We start from the raw sequence: 19207 nt of genomic DNA on the forward strand, positions 1-19207 counted from the left end.
GGGTTCCGTTTTTCTTCACTACCTTATCTGCATGGAAGCTAAATTCTCAAATCGTGTCAAGGAGGTCATCTCCCTGAGCCGGGAGGAAGCCATCCGGCTTGGGCACGACTATATCGGTACTGAGCACTTATTGCTGGGCATGATTCGCGAGGGGGAAGGCACGGCCATTGGTCTGCTCAAGAAATTGGGCGTATCGGTGGACGAGCTGAAGTACGCTCTCGAACAGGCTACCCGCAATACCGCTACTCAGGGCACGAGCATTACCGGCTCTATTCCCCTGACGAAGCAGACCGAGAAAGTACTCAAGATTACCTACCTGGAAGCTAAAATCTTCAAAAGCGAAATCATTGGCACGGAACACCTGCTGCTGTCGATTCTGCGCGATGAAGACAACATTTCGTCCCAAATCCTGAGCAAATTCAACGTGAACTACGAATCCGTACGTGATTCGCTGGACTACCACGGTAACACGGCGAACAACCCCACCAACGGCCCCGAGGCTGACGACGACGACAACGACCGCCTCTTTGGTGGCAGTGCAGGCCGCGGCGGTGCCGGCGCCGGTGCTACCCCCAAGAAGGGCAACGAGAAGTCGCGCACGCCGGTGCTCGATAACTTCGGTCGCGACCTGACCAAGCTTGCCGAGGAAGACAAGTTGGACCCCATTGTAGGCCGCGAGAAAGAAATTGAGCGCGTAGCTCAGATTCTGTCGCGCCGCAAGAAGAACAACCCCATCCTGATCGGTGAGCCCGGCGTAGGTAAAACGGCTATTGCCGAAGGCCTGGCCCTGCGCATCATCCAGAAGAAGGTGTCGCGGGTACTGTTTGGCAAGCGCGTGGTTACGCTTGACCTGGCTTCGCTGGTAGCGGGTACCAAATACCGCGGCCAGTTTGAGGAGCGCATGAAGGCCGTGATGAATGAACTGGAGAAGTCGCCCGACGTTATCCTGTTCATTGACGAGCTGCACACGATTGTAGGTGCTGGCGGCGCTTCCGGCTCGCTGGACGCTTCCAACATGTTCAAGCCGGCCCTGGCCCGCGGCGAGATTCAATGCATTGGCGCTACTACGCTTGATGAGTACCGTCAGTACATCGAGAAGGATGGTGCCCTGGCCCGTCGTTTCCAGATGGTAATGGTGGACCCCACCACGCCCGAGGAAACCATCGAAATCCTGAACAACATCAAGGATAAGTATCAGGACCACCACCACGTTCTGTACACCGATAAGGCCATTGAAGCCTGCGTGAAGCTGTCGGACCGCTATATGTCGGACCGTTTCCTGCCAGACAAGGCCATCGACATTCTGGACGAAGCTGGTGCCCGCGTGCACATCAACAACATTGTGGTTCCCGAGGATATTCTCAAGCTCGAAGAGCAGATTGAGAACATCAAGACGGAGAAGAACCGCGTGGTGAAGTCGCAGAAATACGAAGAAGCCGCCAAGCTCCGCGACACGGAGAAGAAGCTGATTGATCAACTCGACCAGGCCAAGAAAGACTGGGAGGAGGAGACCAAGAAGAAGCGCTACACCGTGAAGGAGGAAAACGTGGCCGAGGTTATTGCCATGATGACCGGCATCCCCGTTTCGCGCGTGGCTCAGAACGAAAGCTCCAAGCTGCTGAAAATGGGTGAAGAGCTGAAAGGCAAGGTAATTGGCCAGGATAAGGCTATTGCCCAGCTCGTGAAAGCCATCCAGCGTACCCGCGTAGGCCTGAAAGACCCGAAGAAGCCCATCGGCTCGTTCGTGTTCCTCGGCCCGACCGGTGTAGGTAAGACGGAACTGGCCAAAGTGCTGGCTACCTACCTCTTCGACAAGGAAGATTCGCTGGTGCGGATTGACATGTCGGAGTACATGGAGAAGTTCAGCATCTCGCGCCTGGTAGGCGCGCCTCCCGGCTACGTGGGGTATGAAGAAGGTGGTCAGCTGACGGAGAAAATCCGCCGCAAGCCCTACTCAGTTATCCTGCTCGACGAGATTGAGAAGGCGCACCCCGACGTGTATAACCTGCTCCTGCAGGTGCTCGACGACGGTATCCTGACCGACGGCCTGGGCCGCAAGGTGGACTTCCGCAACACCATCATCATTATGACCTCGAACATTGGGGCCCGTGACCTGCAGGACTTCGGTGCTGGTATCGGTTTCGGCACCAAGGCTCGTCAGGAAAACATGGATGAGATTACCAAGGGCACCATTACCAACGCCCTGCGGAAAACCTTCTCGCCGGAATTCCTCAACCGTCTGGACGACGTTATCGTGTTCAACTCTCTGGAGAAGCAGGATATTCACCGCATCATCGACATTTCGCTGTCGAAGCTGCTGGGCCGTATCCAGACGCTAGGCTACCGCGTGGAACTGACCGATGCCGCCAAGGACTTCGTGGCTGAGAAAGGCTACGATCCTAAATATGGCGCGCGTCCGTTGAACCGGGCTATCCAGAAGTACATCGAAGACCCGATTGCGGAGGAAATCCTGAAAGCAGAAATTGCCCAGGGCGACGTTATTACGGCTGACTACACGGCCGGTGCTGAAGAGCTAACGTTTGCCGTAAGTAAGAGCGGTGAGCAACTCAACCTCGCCAGCGACGAGCGGCCCGAGGAGGCTCCTGAGCCCAACGACGACGAGCCCAACGACTCGAAGAAGAAAGGCGAGTAATCGTCTGGAATGAATAGAAACGGCCGGTTCCCGCTTGGAAACCGGCCGTTTCTGCTTTATCACTTCCTCGTTAAACCTTACTTCATTTTCCTTCACCAAGACTGACTGAACGCTTCTGGTTTAAGACAAGCGCCGCCCCACAATTCTGGTGCGGCTTTTCTTTACCCGTACGTTACCTTTGGCTTCTGACCTAAGTAGCACAACCGACTTCCTCAAGCCCACCCCGCATGTCTGATTCGCGCACTGAAGCCCAACTAAGTAAACTCGAAATCCTCGACCAGAAAAACCAGGAGGCCCTGCTCGGCGGCGGCCAGGCCCGCATCGATGCCCAACACAAGAAAGGCAAGCTCACGGCCCGGGAGCGAATTGACTTGCTGCTCGATGAGGGCTCCTTTGAGGAAATTGGCAAGTTCGTGATGCACCGCTCCAAGGACTTCGGCCTAGACAAAGAGTATTACCTCGGCGACGGGGTAGTAACCGGCTACGGCACCGTGAACGGCCGATTGGTGTACGTTTTCTCCCAGGATTTCACGGTGTTCGGCGGCTCGCTGAGCGAAACCCACGCCGAGAAAATCGTGAAGATTATGGACCTGGCCATGAAGAACGGCGCCCCGGTTATCGGCCTGAACGATTCGGGCGGGGCCCGCATTCAGGAAGGGGTAGTAAGTCTGGGTGGCTACGCCGACATCTTCTATAAGAACACCCTGGCCTCGGGGGTAGTACCCCAGCTTTCGGCCATCATGGGGCCATGCGCGGGCGGCGCAGTGTACTCGCCGGCCATTACCGACTTCATCCTGATGGTGGAAGACACGAGCTACATGTTCGTGACCGGCCCGAACGTGGTGAAGACCGTAACCCACGAAAACGTAACCAGCGAAGAGCTGGGCGGGGCCAGCACCCACTCCACCAAAAGCGGCGTGACGCACTTCACGGCTCCCAACGAGGTAGCCTGCATCAATCAGCTGAAGGCCCTGCTGAGCTACATGCCCCAGAACTGTGAGGAAACGGCTCCGGCCGTACCCTACGAGCCGCAAGGCGATGAAAGCCGGACGGTGCTGGACAGCATCATCCCCGAAAACCCCAACCAGCCCTACGACATTCGGGAGGTGATTGAGGGCATTATTGATGCCGACTCCTTCATGGAGGTGCACCAGAACTTCGCCGAAAACATTGTGGTAGGCTTTGCCCGCCTGGGTGGCCGTAGCATTGGCATTGTGGGCAACCAGCCCGCCGTGCTGGCCGGCGTGCTCGACATCAACGCCTCTACCAAAGCGGCCCGGTTCGTGCGCTTCTGCGACTCGTTCAACATTCCGCTGCTGGTGCTGGAAGACGTACCTGGCTTCCTGCCCGGCACCGACCAGGAGTGGCGCGGCATCATCACCAACGGGGCCAAGCTGCTCTACGCCTTCTGCGAAGCCACCGTGCCGCGCATCACGGTTATTACCCGCAAAGCCTACGGCGGAGCGTATGACGTGATGAACTCCAAGCACATCGGGGCCGACATGAACTACGCCTGGCCGACCGCCGAAATTGCCGTAATGGGCGCCAAGGGCGCGGCGGAAATTATCTTCAAGCGGGAAATTGCTGCGGCCGAAGACCCCGAGGCCAAGCTGCAGGAAAAGGTAGATGAGTACCAGCAGAAATTTGCTACCCCCTACCGCGCCGCGCACCGTGGCTTCGTAGATGAAGTGATTCTGCCGTCGCAAACACGCCAGAAGCTCATCCGGGTGTTCAAAATGCTGGAAAACAAAGTAGATACCTTACCCCGTAAGAAGCACGGAAACATTCCGTTGTAACCTTAGCGGCCCCTAGTATGGACATCTTTTCAGCCAGCAACATTCTTCCCGCTATTCTACTGATGGCGGTAGGCGCGCTTATCGTGTTCTTAGCACGGTCTGTGCGGCGTGGTAACGTTGAAATTTTGTCTGGATACGATGCGGCTCGCGTAACCGACAAAGCCGGACTAGCATCCTGGGCCGGACGAGGTTTGCTTCTGCTGGGCTACTGGCAAATAGCCGCTGGTCTGATAAGTTTTGGCAATGTCTCTATTGGAGGCACCCTCTTTTTTCTAGCAACAGTCATCTTGGTGGGTCGGACCGTAATAGGTGCCCAACGGTTCCAGCACTAGCCTTGTCTTTTCTCCTTTCTGTAGCTCCTGACTTTTATGCGTCAAGAATCATTTGACTTCCTCCAGAAATACCTGAATAACCCCTCTCCTACTGGCTTCGAGAAAGAAGGCCAGCAGCTGTGGCTGGAATACATCAAGCCCTACATCGACGAGTACTTTGTGGATACGTATGGCACCGTGGTGGGCGTTATCAACCCGGAGGCCAAGTACAAAGTAGTGATTGAGGCCCACGCCGACGAAATCAGCTACTTCGTCAATTATATCACCAAGGAGGGCTATATCTATCTGCGCAAGAATGGCGGCTCCGACCCCTTGGTAGCTCCCAGCAAGCGTGTGAACATTCACACCAAGAAAGGCATCGTGAAGGCGGTGTTTGGCTGGCCGGCCATTCACGTACGCAAGGTAGAGCAGGACAAAGCGCCCACTATTGAAACCGTGTTCCTCGACTGCGGCGCTTCGAGCCGGGAAGAAGCAGAGGAAATGGGCATCCATGTGGGCTCGGTGGTGACATTTGAGGACGAGTTTACCGTGCTCAACGACCGGTTTTACGTGGGCCGGGCCCTCGACAACCGCGTAGGTGGCTTCATGATTGCCGAGGTGGCCCGCATGCTGAAGGAAAACGGCAAGCAGTTGCCTTTCGGCCTCTACATTGTGAATGCGGTGCAGGAAGAAATTGGCCTGCGTGGCGCGGAAATGATTGCCCACCGCATTCAGCCCGACGTGGCCATCGTGACGGACGTAATTCACGACACGCAGGCCCCGATGTATGAGAAGAAGACCTCCGGCGACCTGCACTGCGGCAAAGGCCCCGTTATTACCTACGGTCCGGCCGTGCAGAACAATCTGCGGGAGCTCATCATCGAAACAGCCCAGACGGCAGAAATTCCGTTCCAGCGCGCCGCTGCCACCCGCGCTACTGGCACCGATACGGATGCCTTCGCCTACTCCAGCGCCGGTGTAGCCTCGGCCCTGATTTCCCTACCCCTCAAGTACATGCACACCACCGTGGAAACGGTGCACAAGGATGACGTGGAGAACGTAACCCGCCTCATCTACGAAACCCTGCTCCGCATCGAGGACGGCCACGATTTCCGCTACTTCAGCTAATCACAGATTCGAACGGATGCATCGGATTTCTCGGATTATTTCGCTCCGATGACGTCATTCATTTACCCAAAAGAGCCGCTCTTACCGGAGCAGCTCTTTTGTCTTTACATCCCTTGCATCAGTCATCCGAAATCCGATGAATCCGTTTGAATCTGTGATTCCGCTGACCGTAACCGATCAGATGAACCGGCGGGTAGCGGTGCCGTTTCCGCCGCGCCGGATTATATCGTTGGTACCTTCGCAGACCGAGCTTTTGTTTGACCTGGGGCTGGGCGAGCGGGTAGTTGGCGTCACGAAATTCTGCATTCACCCGGCGGGAGCCCGGCGGTCGGCCACAGTTATCGGCGGGACCAAGAATTTTCACTTCGAGCAAATAGATGAGCTGCGCCCCGACCTCATCATTGGCAACAAGGAAGAGAATTATCAGGAAGGCATTGAGCAACTCGCCGCCCGCTACCCCGTGTGGATGAGCGACATCCTGACCCTGGCTGACTCAGCGGACATGATCCGACGGGTGGGGCTGATTACAGGTCGCAAGGAAGCAGCAGAACAGATCAGCCAGGAAATTCTGGATTCCTTTGCCGCCCTACCCCCTGTGACGGCCCCAACCACAACTGCGTATTTCATCTGGCGCAAACCCTACCTGGTAGCCGCTTCCGGAACCTTCATTGATGATATGCTGGCGCGGGCGGGCTTCCGCAACGTGTTCGGCCACCTAGGCCGCTACCCCGAAATTACGCCCGAACTCCTGCAAGCCGCCGCTCCCCAGCAGATTCTGCTGTCCTCAGAGCCCTACCCCTTCGGCGAAAAGCACGTAGCGGAGTTTCAGGAAATATGTCCTGAGGCCCGCATCCGAATGGTAGATGGAGAGCTGTTCAGCTGGTACGGCAGCCGGCTGCGGCATTCGGCGAGGTATTTCTGGGAGCTTACGCACGGCTAACAGCCTGGCCCGGACCAGAAAGACAGGCCAGCTTCAAAAACGAATTGAGCAATCAGGATATACGTATGGCTTCTACTTCCCGCGAGAATCCGCCCGCCGCTCTTACCCCCGAGTTGGGTGCTCCAACCTTCTACCACCGCACGAAGGCCAATCTGAACCTGGGCGACCTGATTGAACCCGGATTTGCGTCAAACTATGGACAGCGGAAGAAGGCGGCTTACGTCTACCTGACTGCTACCCTGGACGCGGCCGTTTGGGGCGCCGAACTGGCCCGGGGCGAAGGTCGCGGCCGAATCTATATCGTGGAGCCCACCGGCCTCATTTAGGACGACCCCAACCTGACAGACAAGAAGTTTCCGGGCAACCCCACCCGTTCGTACCGCACCCGGAGCGGGCTTCGGGTTGTTGGTGAAGTTACAGAGTGGCAAGGGCACCCGCCTGAGCAGCTCAACGCCATGAAAGCCCACCTGGAACGCCTAAAGCAGCAGGGTATTGAGGCCATTGAGGACTAGGCAAGAAGGTATCAGGTGCTTACAACCTCACCTGCCCCGACCTCATACCTCATTCGGGGCCATTAAGTAAAAAGCCGATTTCTGAATCAGAAATCGGCTTTTTACTTAATATATGCGGCACTAATACACGGGCGCCGGCTCGGGGTCGGTCCGGAACCCTACCTGCTCCAGTTCCTGCCAGAATCGGGGGTAGGACTTGCGCACTACCTGCGGGGCCTCCACCGTTAGGGGCCCACGCAGGGCCAGGGGGGCGAAGGCCATAGCCATGCGGTGGTCGTGGTAGGTAGCGACGGTTTGGCCGGCCACCCGGAAACCTTGGGCTGACACCCGGAATCGGCCCTCTCCCTCATCGGTCAGGGCGCCGCCAAACTTGGCCAACTCTATCTGTAAGGCCGCAATTCGGTCGGTTTCCTTGATGCGCAGACTCTCCAGACCGGTCATTTCCGTGGGGATACCCAGGGCCGCTGCCACCACGGCTATGGTTTGGGCTAGGTCGGGGCAGTCGGTGAAATCCTGGGTTAGCGAAGCAGCCGGCTCCACCTGCGTGAGACGCACGGCTTCATCGGCCAGAAACTCAGTCTTCACGCCCAGCTTTTCCATGATGCCCACAATGGCCTGGTCGCCCTGCCAGGAGTAGCGACGCAAGGTGGGCAGAGTGAGCGAGGAGCCAGCCGGGGCCAGGGCCACCATAGCGTACCAGTAGCTGGCTGCCGACCAGTCGCCTTCCACGGTGTAGTTGGTGGGCTGATAGGCCTGGGGCCGTACTTCCAGCACCTCGCCCAGGTCGCGGCACTGGGCCCCGAAGTGCTGCATCAGGGCCTGCGTCATTCGGATGTAGGGCCGGGAGCCCACCTTGCCGGTCAGCCAGATACGCAAGCCGTGGGGCAGGGTGGGCCCAATCATCAACAGAGCTGAAATGTACTGGCTGCTGATGTCGCCGCGCACGGTCAGCTCCGTGAAGTCCGCATCCTCTTCGGTAGCGGGCTGGGGGGTGCGGCCTTGCAGCCGGAGGGGGGGGTAGCCCTCCTGGCCGGTGTACTCGATGCGGGCTCCGAGCTGGCGCAGGGCATCTACCAGCACGCCAATGGGCCGCTCCCGCATGCGGGCCGTGCCGGTCAGCTCGGTTTGGCGGCCCGTCATGGCCAGGTAGGCGGTCAGGAAGCGCATTACGGTGCCGGCATCCTCGGCGTCGAAAATGGGGGCCGTGGGGTCTTGGAGCAGGCGCCGCATCAGGCGCGTATCGTTGGCGTCGGAGAGGTTACCTAGTTCCCCTCCTCCCGCCAGGGCTTGAATAATCAGGGCGCGGTTGCTTTCGCTTTTTGAAGCCGGCACCTGCGCTTTGCCGCGCAGCATGCCGCCGTCCCAGGAAAGTGCTATGGAAGAGTTGATGACAAATGAATGTTGCAGGGCAAAGCTCCAGCCTCGCACCTCATGAAACGATAAGAAGGCTGCCCTACCGCAGGCAGCCGCAGTGGCAAAGCTGGAGCTTTGCGCGGGGGCCGGCTACAACCGATGGTAGTAACGAAGCGACGCCGCAATTTCCTCCAGCGTTACGGGCTGGTTGTACACGCCCCGGCCAATGCCTTCCAGCAGCGTGCAGTTGATGATGTCCGCCTCGTTTTTCTTGTCCTGACGGGCAAAGTCAGCAATGGCCTCGGTTTCCAGGGTCACGAACTGGGCCTTTTCAAACACCGAGAAAATGAAGGTTTCTATCTGGTCCAGCTCCTGGGCGCTGAGCAGTCCCTTGTGGTGGCTCAGCCAGGCCTCGCAGATCATGCCGGCGGCCACCGCCTCGCCGTGCAGAATTTCACGGCCGGGCTGGGTGAGCAGGTAGCTTTCGAGGGCGTGCCCCACCGTGTGCCCGAAGTTGAGCAGCTTGCGCGGGCCGCTTTCCAGTGGGTCCTGGGCCACAATGCGCTGCTTCAGCGCCACCGACTCCTGAATGATCGGCGTCCAGTCATCCACTACCACCCCAATAGAACGGTTGTGGGCGAAGGCCGCGGCATCAGCAATCAGCCAATGCTTTATTACTTCGGCGTAGCCTGATTTCAGCTGGCGTGGGTCCAGGGTCTGCAAAAAGCGCGGCTCGATGCACACGGCCAGGGGCTGCTGAAATACCCCCAGTTGGTTTTTGAATCCGAGAAAATCGATGCCGGTTTTACCGCCCACGCTGGCATCTACCTGAGCCAGCAGGGTAGTAGGCACCTGCACGAACGGAATACCACGTTTGTAGAGTGCGGCGCAGAAGCCTCCCAGGTCCGTTACCACTCCCCCACCCACATTTACCAACAGCGCGTGGCGGTCGGCCCGGGCCTCAGTCAGGGCGTTCCAGACGGTTTCGCAGGTAGCCAGCGTTTTATATTCTTCTCCGGCCGGAATTTCAATAGGGGTATAACCCGAAGGCAGCTGTCTTTCCAACAGGGGCAGGCAGCAACGGGCCGTATTGGCATCCAGCAGCACAAACACCTGGCGTACGGCTGGCCGGCGCAGCAAGGCTCCCAATTCGGCCAATGCCTCGGGTCCTATGAACAGGTTTTCGTTCAAAATAATATCGTTTTAAAAAAAGTCCTGTCAGCATTAAAAGAAATCGGACAAAAATAGCTTGCTTTGATGCAACTATTCAGCCTGAATTCTGCTCATACCAGTGCAACTTACTTTCTATTCAGTTATGACTTCTTTTGTACGTGGTGTATTTCTAGTAACGCTAGGGGCAGCGGGGCTGCTTACCGCCGGCTGTAGCCGCGAATCGGTGCCCACCGTGGAGGAAAAGCTGGTGGGCCGCTGGGAGTGGCAGCAAACGGAAACCGGCAGGCAGCAGGCACTTACGCCGGGCAATACCGGCCACCGGGTGCTGGTAGAGTTTGACCGGCGCGGGCGGGCTCGGTTTTACCAGGACGGGCAGCTGGTTAGCGCAGCCGCCTTTTCGGTTCGGCGCGTGATGAGCGGCTTTGGGCAGCCTTCGCAGCACGTCATTATTTACCGGGGCTACCAGAACAACCAATACTATTCGGTTTCGGGCAACCGCCTGCACCTGCAGGATGCCAGCGGCAAAAGCTCGGCCCACACCTACATCCGGGCTACTCCGGAAGTTTCGGCGCGGTCGGCGGTTCCAGGCGTTTTGTAGCGCCCTTTTCGGGGTAGCAGGTACTGGCCCGGGGTAGGCCGGCGGCAGGCACGTAGCGTTGGGCTAGAGGGAGGCAACTATCCGGTTTGGAACAATGTTTACCGGTTATCTTTGCGGTACCAACTCCCACCCGGTTGCCACTTATCCCCTACCACCCCACGATGCCCACTACGCAAGCCCCACCCGTTTCCTTCGACGATACTGCCGTTGCTTTCGCCTCCAAGTCGGATGGTGAGCTGCGTAAGATGTATGCCCTGTTCGCGGCCATGAACAACAACTCGCTGGTAAAAACCGGCGGGGGCCTGATGAAAGCCGCCCTGAAGTGGCAGCTGCCGGGCACCAAGTTTCTGATTAAGAACTCTATTTTCGAGCAGTTCTGCGGGGGCGAGTCCATTCAGGAGTGTTTGCCCGTTATTCAGGAGCTCGGGCGCTACCACATCGGCACCATTCTCGATTATTCCGTGGAAGGGGAAGGCAACGACAAGAGCTTCGATGCCACCACCACCGAGCTGCTGGCTACCATTGATCTGGCCCACCGCTCCCAGAACATTCCGTTCTCGGTGTTTAAAGTAACGGGGGTAGGCGACGCGGCCATTCTGGAGAAAGTGCAGCAGGGCACGCCCCTGTCGCCGGCGGAGCAGGCCAGCTTCGAGCGGACCAAAAAGCGTATTAACGCCATTTGTGCTCGTGCCCACCAGTATGGGGTGCGGGTTTTCGTGGATGCCGAGGAAAGCTGGTTTCAGGAAACCATTGACCAGCTTACCTATGAGATGATGCAGCGCTACAACCGCGAGTCAGCCATTGTCTGGAATACGTATCAACTCTACCGCCACGACCGGCTCGATGCACTGGCGAAAGCCCACCTCGATGCGGAGCGCGGCGGCTACTTCCTGGGCGGCAAGCTGGTGCGCGGAGCTTATATGGAGAAAGAAGGGCGCGTAGCCCAGCAGCAAGGTCGCCCTAACCCCATCAACCCCAGCAAACAGGCCACCGACGACCTCTATAACGAAGCGCTGCGCTATTGCATTGAGCACGCCGACCGCATCAGCATTTGCGCGGGTACGCACAACGAGGCCAGCTCGCTGCTGCTTACGGAACTGATGCAGGAGCACGGCCTGCGCCCCAACGACTCGCGGGTGTGGTTTGCCCAGCTCTACGGCATGAGCGACAACCTCAGCTACAACCTGGCCCATGCTGGGTATAACACGGCCAAGTACGTACCCTATGGCCCCGTGGAAGCCGTGATGCCCTACCTGCTGCGCCGGGCCGATGAGAATACGGCTATTGCGGGCCAAAGCAGCCGCGAGTTTCTCCTGATTCAAAAAGAAATGAACCGGCGCAAGGCCCGGGCTTAATTGCTATATAGCTGATCGGCACAGTTTTGGTTAGCGGCCACCCGCTGCCCGGGTTTTCTCCTGGGGCAGCGGGTGTTTTTTTTGCTACATTCCGCTTTCACTTTCCCCCGTTTCCCACTCATGACCGGCCGAGTACGCAGCCATTTGATCCGATTTGCCCGCACCCAGGTAGGTACAACCAGCTACCTGAATCTGGTTCAGGAAGCAGAGTTAGGCCTGAACCTGGACATTTCCCACGAGAAAGCCCGTCTTAATGAGATTCTGGCGGAGATTACGGAAACCGAGTTCCGGGCTGGCCGCCCCCTGCTGAGCTGCCTGGTGAAAGTAGAAGGCTCCAAGGGCCAGGGCGACAACTTCTATAAGCTCTGTGAGCGGCTCGGCCTGGGAGAGTGGCGGACACTGAAGCAACAGGAGGATTTCCTGAAAACCATCCGGCGCGAGGCCCGCGAGTTTTGGAAAGACAATAGCAACTTCGAAAAATTTGGATAGCCTAAAAGGCTCATAAGGGCTTCAGGAGCCTTTTTTGAATGGATGTGAGCAGAAAAATCAAAAATATTTCTGCAACCCCATAAGAGGAGCTGCCGTTAAGCAACTCGAAACCGATGTTGGATTATTTTCTTCATTAATAGTCCGCATCGGAGGTACTCTCTCCTTTCCATTCAAATTCAATTCCACCCTTATGAACACCAACGATTCGAACAACCCGATGAACACCGGTACTGGCTCAGGCGCTAACTATGGTACTGGCTCGGCCGGTACCGGCTACGGCGCTAACACAGGTAGCGGCACTTCCAGCGGCAATATGGGGAACTCCAGCATGGGCGACTCCTCTAATCAGGGTGGCCTTGGCTCAACTTCCTCTTCGTCTTACGGATCTTCCGATACCAACCCCCACCACGACCACGACGCTACCCGTAAGGGTGCTGCCATGGCAGGCACTGCCGGTGCTACGGTTGGCGCGGGCATCGATGCCGTGCAAAACGCTGCCGGCGACGCTGGCCGTGCTATCACGGGCAACAGTTCTACCTACGGCTCGTTCCGCGACCGTGACAGCGCTGAGCGTGCTTACCAGTCGCTTTCGTCGCGTGGCTACAGCAAAGACGATGTAAACGTGCTGATGTCGGACGACACCCGTAAAACTCACTTCGGCGACCACACTCCTGACACGGAGCTGGGCGATAAGGCCATGGAAGGCGCCGGCGTAGGCTCGGCCATCGGTGGCACGGCTGGTGCTATCATTGGCGCTATTGCTGCCATTGGTACGTCGGTAGCACTGCCCGGCCTGGGCTTGGTAATTGCCGGTCCGATTGCTGCTGCGCTGGCTGGTGCCGGTGCCGGTGGCCTGACGGGTGGCCTGGTAGGCGCCCTGGTAGGCTCGGGTATCCCGGAAGAGCACGCCGCTGAGTATGAAAGCGACGTGAAAAACGGTAACATCGTAATGGGTGTGCGTCCGCGCAACGAGGAAGATGCCCGTTACTTTGAAGAAGAATTCCGCCGCCACAGCGGCGACAAAGTACGTCGCTACTAATCTGGCAACAGGTTTGCAATGAAAAGCTCTTCCTGCCTCCGGGCAGGAAGAGCTTTTTTGCTTTTCAGAGGCTGCGGGCTGCAACTCATTCCCGATTCCGTGCTTACTTGCTAATCGGCATATATTCGGGAGGCGCTGATTATGGCGCGTGCAACCTCTCCGGCTTCTTTTTCACCTTTACCCTGATAGCAAAGACCCCACGCGGGCACTTATTTCCTTACCCCTAACGTTTTCTTCTAAACCGCCGGCATTGCCTGTGCGTAGCCTGTAGCAGGCACCTTTTCTCCGACTTTTCTTCATTTCATCCCCCGTTAGTTCATGTCTTCCCCCCGACTCAAGATAGGCTTGTATGCCTCGGTGTTGCTGGCGGTGTTCGTGTTGGCTTCTTATAAGCTATACCGGCGCAACGATGGCCGCTCACCCCAGAAGGATGAAGTTCTTATCAAGGCTATGCTCCAGGGCCTGAGCCAGGCTCATTACCAGCCTGAGCGCATTGACGACGCCTTCTCCAAACGGGTTTTCGACCTGTATCTGAAGCGTCTGGACAGCAGCAAAAAGTTTCTGCTGCAGTCCGATGTGGAGCAGCTGCGCAAGTACCAGAACGATATCGACAACCAGGTGCAGCGCGGCACCCACGAATTTATGGATCTGGGCACCCAGCTGATGGCCCAGCGCGTGAAGGACATCCAGGGCCTGTACCGGGATATCCTGTCGAAGCCGTTTGACTTTACCACCGACGAAACCTTCGAGACGGAATCAGATAAGGTGACTTTCGCCGCCAACGCTGCCGCTCAGCGCGAAGAGTGGCGTAAGTTTCTGAAGTACCAGACCATGGTGCGCGTATCGGAAATGATGGATGAGCAGGCCAAGAAGAAGGATAAGCCGCTGGCTTCTACTTCCGCTACCCCCTCGCCCAGCACCACCTCCGAGCCCATGCGCACACCGGCTCAGATGGAGGCCGAAGCCCGCAAGCGCGTACTGAAGTACTTTGATGACTACTTCAAGGGCCTGCAGCAGACGGATGCCAATGACCGTCTGGCGATGTATGCCAATACCATTGCCAACACCTACGACCCCCACACCGAGTACTTTGCTCCCCGCGACAAAGAAACCTTTGATATTGCCATGACTGGCCGCTTTGAGGGCATTGGTGCTTCTCTGCAGGAAAAGGATGGGCAGATCAAGGTTTCCGACATTATCCCGGGTAGCGCTTCTTACCGCCAGGGCGAGCTGAAGGCCGGCGACATTATTCTGCGGGTAGCCCAGGGTTCGGCCGAGCCGGTATCGGTGGAAGGCATGCGCTTGGAAAAGGCGGTGTCTATAATTAAGGGCAAGAAAGGCACGGAAGTACGCCTGACGGTGAAAAAGCCTGATGCCAGCACCAAAATCATCTCTATCATCCGGGATGTGGTTGTAATTGAGGAAACCTACGCGCAGTCGGCTACCATCAACGACAACGGCACCAAGCTGGGCTACATCAAGCTGCCTAACTTCTACGCCGACTTCAACGACAACGGGGGCCGCAGCTCGGCTGCCGACGTGAAGAAAGAGCTGGAGAAACTGAAGGCCGAAAACGTACAGGGCGTAGTGCTCGACCTGCGCTTCAACGGCGGGGGCTCCCTGCAGGACGCCGTAGAAATGGCGGGCCTGTTCGTGGAAAGCGGCCCGGTAGTGCAGGTGCGCAACTCCCAGGGTGCTCCTACCATCCTCAACGACCGTGACCCGCGCGTGCAGTACGGCGGTCCGCTGGTGGTACTGGTAAATAAGTACAGCGCTTCGGCTTCCGAGATTCTGGCCGCCGCTATTCAGGACTACAAGCGTGGGGTTGTAATGGGCTCGGCCAGCACGTATGGCAAAGGCACCGTACAGCGCATCTTTGACCTGGATGAAGCTATGCCCGCCGAGTTTAACAGCATCAAGCCTTTCGGTTCGCTGAAGCTCACGACCTCGAAGTTCTACCGCATCAACGGCGGCTCGACGCAGTTCAAAGGCGTTATTCCGGATATCATCCTGCCCGACGCGTACAGCTACCTCGACCAGGGTGAGAAGGAAACCGACTACCCCCTGAAGTGGGACGAAATCACGCCGGCCCGCTACCGCGCCTGGAACGCGGCTCCGGCCATCGACAAGCTGCGCCAGGCCAGCACGGCCCGGGTTAATAGCAGCCCCAGCTTTAAGCAGCTCTCCGATATGGTAGCCCGCATGGTGAAGCGTAAGGACGACACGAAAGTATCGTTGAAGCTGGCTAACTACCGTGCTGAGCAGGAGCAGGCTAAACTGGAATCGGATAAGTATGAAGCCATCCAAAACGCGGCCCAGCCTATTGCCATAGCCCCGCTGACCTTTGATCTGCGCCAGTTGGGTGCCGATACGATTAAAGTAAACCGCGCCTCCCGCTTCGTGAAGCCCCTGAAGAAGGACATCACCCTGCGCGAAGCCGTAGCTGTGCTGAAAGACCAGATCTAGTCTAGATACCAGTTCCCTTAGAAAGCCCCTGCACACTGGTTGTGCAGGGGCTTTTTTGGCTCTGGGTCAATGCCTCATGTATCGTTAGCAAATCGACACTGAAAAACTTATTTCACACCGCCTCATTATCATTTATAAATGTCTAATAATCAGCATTATAATTTTAGTAAATCATGTCAATATTTTTAGCAAATAAGAACTCAAAACCTGCTATCTTGGTTTATAAAGCATGACAACGATGAACACAGAAACGACCATTATTCCGCTCGTAACGGACGAGCAGAAGCAGGCTGAGGAAATCTGGCGCAAATCCATTCCGGCCCAGGTGTTCCTGAACTACTTCTTCGCCATCAACTACCACATCCAGGAGGCTGACGACGCCATGGGCGGCCTGCAGCACCTGCCTTTCTTCCGGGCCCACCAAGCTGAGCTGACTGAGGCCGACGTACAAGCTATTACCAAGCTGCTGCACGCTAGCTGGAGCACCGAGTATGCCCTGCGCGCTACCGCCGAGCTGGGCGACGAGGACTACCTGCGCAACGCCCTGCACTGGACGTTCCCACAGGCCTATCATACCATCATGGCTGGGCTGCAGGCCTTCCTGTACACGGCCGGCGTACGCAGCAACAACCCTTCCCTGATCCGCAGGGAGGTAGGACGTTTGGTGGTGCGCAATGCCTACCCCCGCCCTATTTCCTTCTATGCGGCTGGCGCCTACGGCGACTTCAGCATTCACCGCCTACCCCTGGCGGGCTATAAAGCCGGGCTGCACATTGCCAGCAAGGAGATTGATGCTCAGGCTCAGATCGGGCAGTTCCTACGCACTACCCGCAAGCTGAAGGCACAAGCTACCCGCCAGCAGGTACAGGCTAACCCGAACACGGCATTGCGCAGCCAGAAGACGGGCAAGGTGCTGGATAAGTGGACGGCGGCTCACTGGCAGCAGATTACCTGGCGCCTCGGCTACACTACCATCTTCGACCTGCTGGGCCGCCTGCGCATTTCCCAGACCAGCCGTGAGATTGAGCGCTTCGTGGAGGCTGAGATTGACTTCAAGCTGTTCCACCAGTCCTTGCTCAACATTGTGAGCTACCTCAACGGCATCCACGAAACCTACGTGGCCAAGGCTATGGGGCTGGAGCGCTACCAGCAGCTGGTGGCGGAGTTGCCGAAGCACCTGCAGAACTCCTTTATGCAGGAGCGCCTGCAAACCCGCGTTGAGCCTCAGCTCCGCGACAACGAGCCGACCATGCGCATGGCGGCCTAAGGTACCCGAGCTGTTTTAGTAGTCCAACTGCATATACACGTAAGCGCTGGCCCCCTGGGCCGGCGCTTTTTGTTTGTGCTGACCTTACCACCAATACATTTTGGCCAACTATCCAACTCTTAGGTGGTTTATGCAAATAAGTGTTAGAGCCGCGCTACTTTTGCAGCTTGACTTTACCGGCCCCGCGTGGGCTTTCTTTTTAGACCTTGTACCATGCAGCACCTCAGCGAACAGGAGATAATCCGTCGTGGCAAATTGGAAGAGCTCCAGAAGCTCGGCATTGAGCCCTACCCCTCCGAGCTGTTCGACGTGAACTTCTACGCCCAGGAGATTCTCGAGAACTACCACCCCGAGCTCAACAACTTTCAGGACGTAAGCCTGGCCGGCCGCCTGATGTCGATTCGGGTGAAGGGCAAAGCCTCGTTCGCGGAGCTGCAGGACGCCTCGGGCCGGATTCAGCTCTACATCAACCGCGACGAAATCTGCCCCGGCGAAGACAAGGAACTATATAACACAGTATTCAAGAAGCTCGTGGACCTCGGCGACTTCGTGGGCGTGAAAGGCCATGTGTTCAAGACGATGGTGGGCGAAACCTCCATCCACGTAACCGGCTTTACGCTGCTAAGCAAGAGCCTGCGCCCTCTGCCCGTGGTAAAAGAGCGGGTTGATGAGGCTACCGGCGAGAAAATCACCTACGACGCCTTTACGGACCCCGAGCAGCGCTACCGTCAGCGCTACGTGGACCTAGTAGTGAACCCGCACGTGCGCGACGCTTTCGTGAAGCGGACCCAGCTGGTGCAAGCCATGCGCAACTACCTTAACGACAAAGGCTACCTGGAGGTGGAAACGCCTATCCTGCAGCCCCTGTACGGTGGCGCGGCGGCTCGTCCCTTCAAAACCCACCACAACACGCTGGACATGACGCTGTATTTGCGCATTGCCAACGAATTGTACCTGAAGCGCCTGATTGTGGGTGGATTTGATGGGGTGTACGAATTCTCGAAGGACTTCCGCAACGAGGGCATGAGCCGGTTCCATAACCCGGAGTTCACCCAAATGGAACTGTACGTAGCCTACAAGGACTACTACTGGATGATGGACCTGGTGGAGGAAATGGTGGAGCGCGTGGCCCTCACGCTGCACGGCAAAACAGAAGTGCAGGTAGGTGAAAACCTCATCAACTTTCAGCGCCCCTGGAAGCGCTTTACCATGGCCGAAGCCATTGAGCACTACACGGGCTTCAACATTGATGGCAAGAGCGAAGACGAGCTGCGCGCCGCCGCCAAGGACCTGAAAGTAGGCCTTGACCCGAGCATGGGCAAAGCCAAAATCATCGACGAAATCTTCGGGGAACATGTGGAGCCTAAGCTGATTCAGCCCACGTTCATCACTGATTACCCCGTGGAAATGTCGCCGCTGGCCAAGAAGCACCGCAGCAAGCCGGGCCTGGTAGAGCGCTTTGAGGCTATTTGCAACGGCAAGGAAATTTGCAATGCCTTCTCGGAGCTCAACGACCCCATCGACCAGCGCCAGCGTTTCGAAGACCAACTGGAGCTCGGCAAGCGCGGCGACACCGAGGCGATGGTGCTCGACGAAGACTTCCTGCGGGCTCTGGAGTACGGCATGCCGCCCACGGCCGGCCTGGGCATCGGTATCGACCGCCTGAGCATGATCATGACCAACTCCAACTCCATTCAGGATGTGCTATTCTTCCCGCAAATGAAGCCGGAGTACACCAAGTCGGAAAACGCGCCGAAGCCAGAGGCGGAAGCGTAGTTTCCTACCCCCTGAAACGTCAGAAAGCCTCCCGCTCTGTACAGCGGGAGGCTTTCCTTTTTAACTGACTAATTCTGTCCGTTGAACAGCCTTTGCCTGAAGAAGCTTGCGATGGGCCTGTACGATTTTACTGCCAAGGTTTGTTAACCATTCCTTTGCAGAAGCTCTACAGCCGGCAATTTTACAACAGGTGCGTATCCAACTTCTTGTAAGCCGGTTATGATATCTTTAACGGGGTAGCTCAACCAGGGTTACACGCCGGCGCAAAATTTTTCAGGAAAGTAGTGGGGCCGATACTCCTACTCCGGAAAAGCAGAAAGCCTCCCGCTAAATAAATGCGAGAGGCTTTCC

13 protein-coding genes and 1 pseudogene are annotated in these 19207 nt (G+C 57.2%); 12 read left to right on the top strand and 2 right to left on the bottom strand.

Going from position 1 to position 19207, the window contains the following annotated elements; translation table 11 throughout:
- Positions 1–31 precede the first annotated feature (31 nt).
- The 5 genes and pseudogenes from FGZ14_RS10645 (at position 32) to arr (ending at position 7340) form a co-directional block, all read left to right on the top strand.
- Complete coding sequence (locus FGZ14_RS10645; RefSeq protein WP_139924079.1) at positions 32–2653, top strand: ATP-dependent Clp protease ATP-binding subunit; 2622 nt, start codon at positions 32–34, stop codon at positions 2651–2653.
- 227 nt (positions 2654–2880) lie between these two features.
- Positions 2881–4449, top strand: coding sequence for an acyl-CoA carboxylase subunit beta (locus tag FGZ14_RS10650; RefSeq protein WP_139924081.1), 1569 nt, complete (start codon positions 2881–2883; stop codon positions 4447–4449).
- Positions 4450–4817: 368 nt separating this feature from the next.
- Complete coding sequence (locus FGZ14_RS10655) at positions 4818–5888, top strand: M42 family metallopeptidase (protein WP_139924083.1); 1071 nt, start codon at positions 4818–4820, stop codon at positions 5886–5888.
- 136 nt (positions 5889–6024) lie between these two features.
- Complete coding sequence (locus tag FGZ14_RS10660; RefSeq protein ID WP_257883204.1) at positions 6025–6828, top strand: helical backbone metal receptor; 804 nt, start codon at positions 6025–6027, stop codon at positions 6826–6828.
- A gap of 65 nt (positions 6829–6893) precedes the next feature.
- Positions 6894–7340, top strand: a pseudogene (gene arr, locus FGZ14_RS10665) (NAD(+)--rifampin ADP-ribosyltransferase).
- Between the two features lie 120 nt (positions 7341–7460).
- Here arr and FGZ14_RS10670 read toward each other — a convergent pair.
- Together FGZ14_RS10670 and aroB are read right to left on the bottom strand one after the other, a co-directional pair.
- Positions 7461–8693 (bottom strand): 3-phosphoshikimate 1-carboxyvinyltransferase, encoded by a 1233-nt coding sequence (locus tag FGZ14_RS10670; protein WP_308217144.1) that lies wholly within the window; start codon positions 8691–8693, stop codon positions 7461–7463.
- A 150-nt stretch (positions 8694–8843) separates the two neighbouring features.
- Complete coding sequence (gene aroB / locus FGZ14_RS10675) at positions 8844–9884, bottom strand: 3-dehydroquinate synthase (RefSeq protein WP_257883205.1); 1041 nt, start codon at positions 9882–9884, stop codon at positions 8844–8846.
- 124 nt (positions 9885–10008) lie between these two features.
- On the opposite strand from aroB, the gene FGZ14_RS10680 reads away from it, so the two are divergent.
- The 7 genes from FGZ14_RS10680 (at position 10009) to lysS (ending at position 18856) form a co-directional block, all read left to right on the top strand.
- Positions 10009–10464 carry a hypothetical protein gene (locus FGZ14_RS10680; protein WP_139924087.1) on the top strand — a complete coding sequence of 152 codons (456 nt, stop codon included), beginning with the start codon at positions 10009–10011 and terminating at the stop codon, positions 10462–10464.
- Between the two features lie 161 nt (positions 10465–10625).
- Positions 10626–11819 (top strand): proline dehydrogenase family protein, encoded by a 1194-nt coding sequence (locus tag FGZ14_RS10685; protein ID WP_139924089.1) that lies wholly within the window; start codon positions 10626–10628, stop codon positions 11817–11819.
- 120 nt (positions 11820–11939) lie between these two features.
- Positions 11940–12308: a hypothetical protein gene (locus FGZ14_RS10690; protein WP_139924091.1), complete on the top strand. Its 369-nt coding sequence runs from the start codon at positions 11940–11942 to the stop codon at positions 12306–12308.
- A 190-nt stretch (positions 12309–12498) separates the two neighbouring features.
- The gene (locus tag FGZ14_RS22345; protein ID WP_374221691.1) at positions 12499–13347 is read left to right on the top strand and encodes a hypothetical protein; all 849 of its coding nucleotides are present in this window, start codon (positions 12499–12501) and stop codon (positions 13345–13347) included.
- A gap of 318 nt (positions 13348–13665) precedes the next feature.
- The gene (locus FGZ14_RS10700) at positions 13666–15813 is read left to right on the top strand and encodes a carboxy terminal-processing peptidase (protein WP_139924093.1); all 2148 of its coding nucleotides are present in this window, start codon (positions 13666–13668) and stop codon (positions 15811–15813) included.
- A 229-nt stretch (positions 15814–16042) separates the two neighbouring features.
- Positions 16043–17080: a hypothetical protein gene (locus FGZ14_RS10705; protein WP_257883206.1), complete on the top strand. Its 1038-nt coding sequence runs from the start codon at positions 16043–16045 to the stop codon at positions 17078–17080.
- A 213-nt stretch (positions 17081–17293) separates the two neighbouring features.
- The gene (lysS, locus tag FGZ14_RS10710) at positions 17294–18856 is read left to right on the top strand and encodes a lysine--tRNA ligase (protein ID WP_139924095.1); all 1563 of its coding nucleotides are present in this window, start codon (positions 17294–17296) and stop codon (positions 18854–18856) included.
- The last annotated feature ends 351 nt before the right edge of the window (positions 18857–19207 follow it).

This window comes from Hymenobacter sp. DG01 (assembly GCF_006352025.1).
Lineage (GTDB): Bacteria > Bacteroidota > Bacteroidia > Cytophagales > Hymenobacteraceae > Hymenobacter.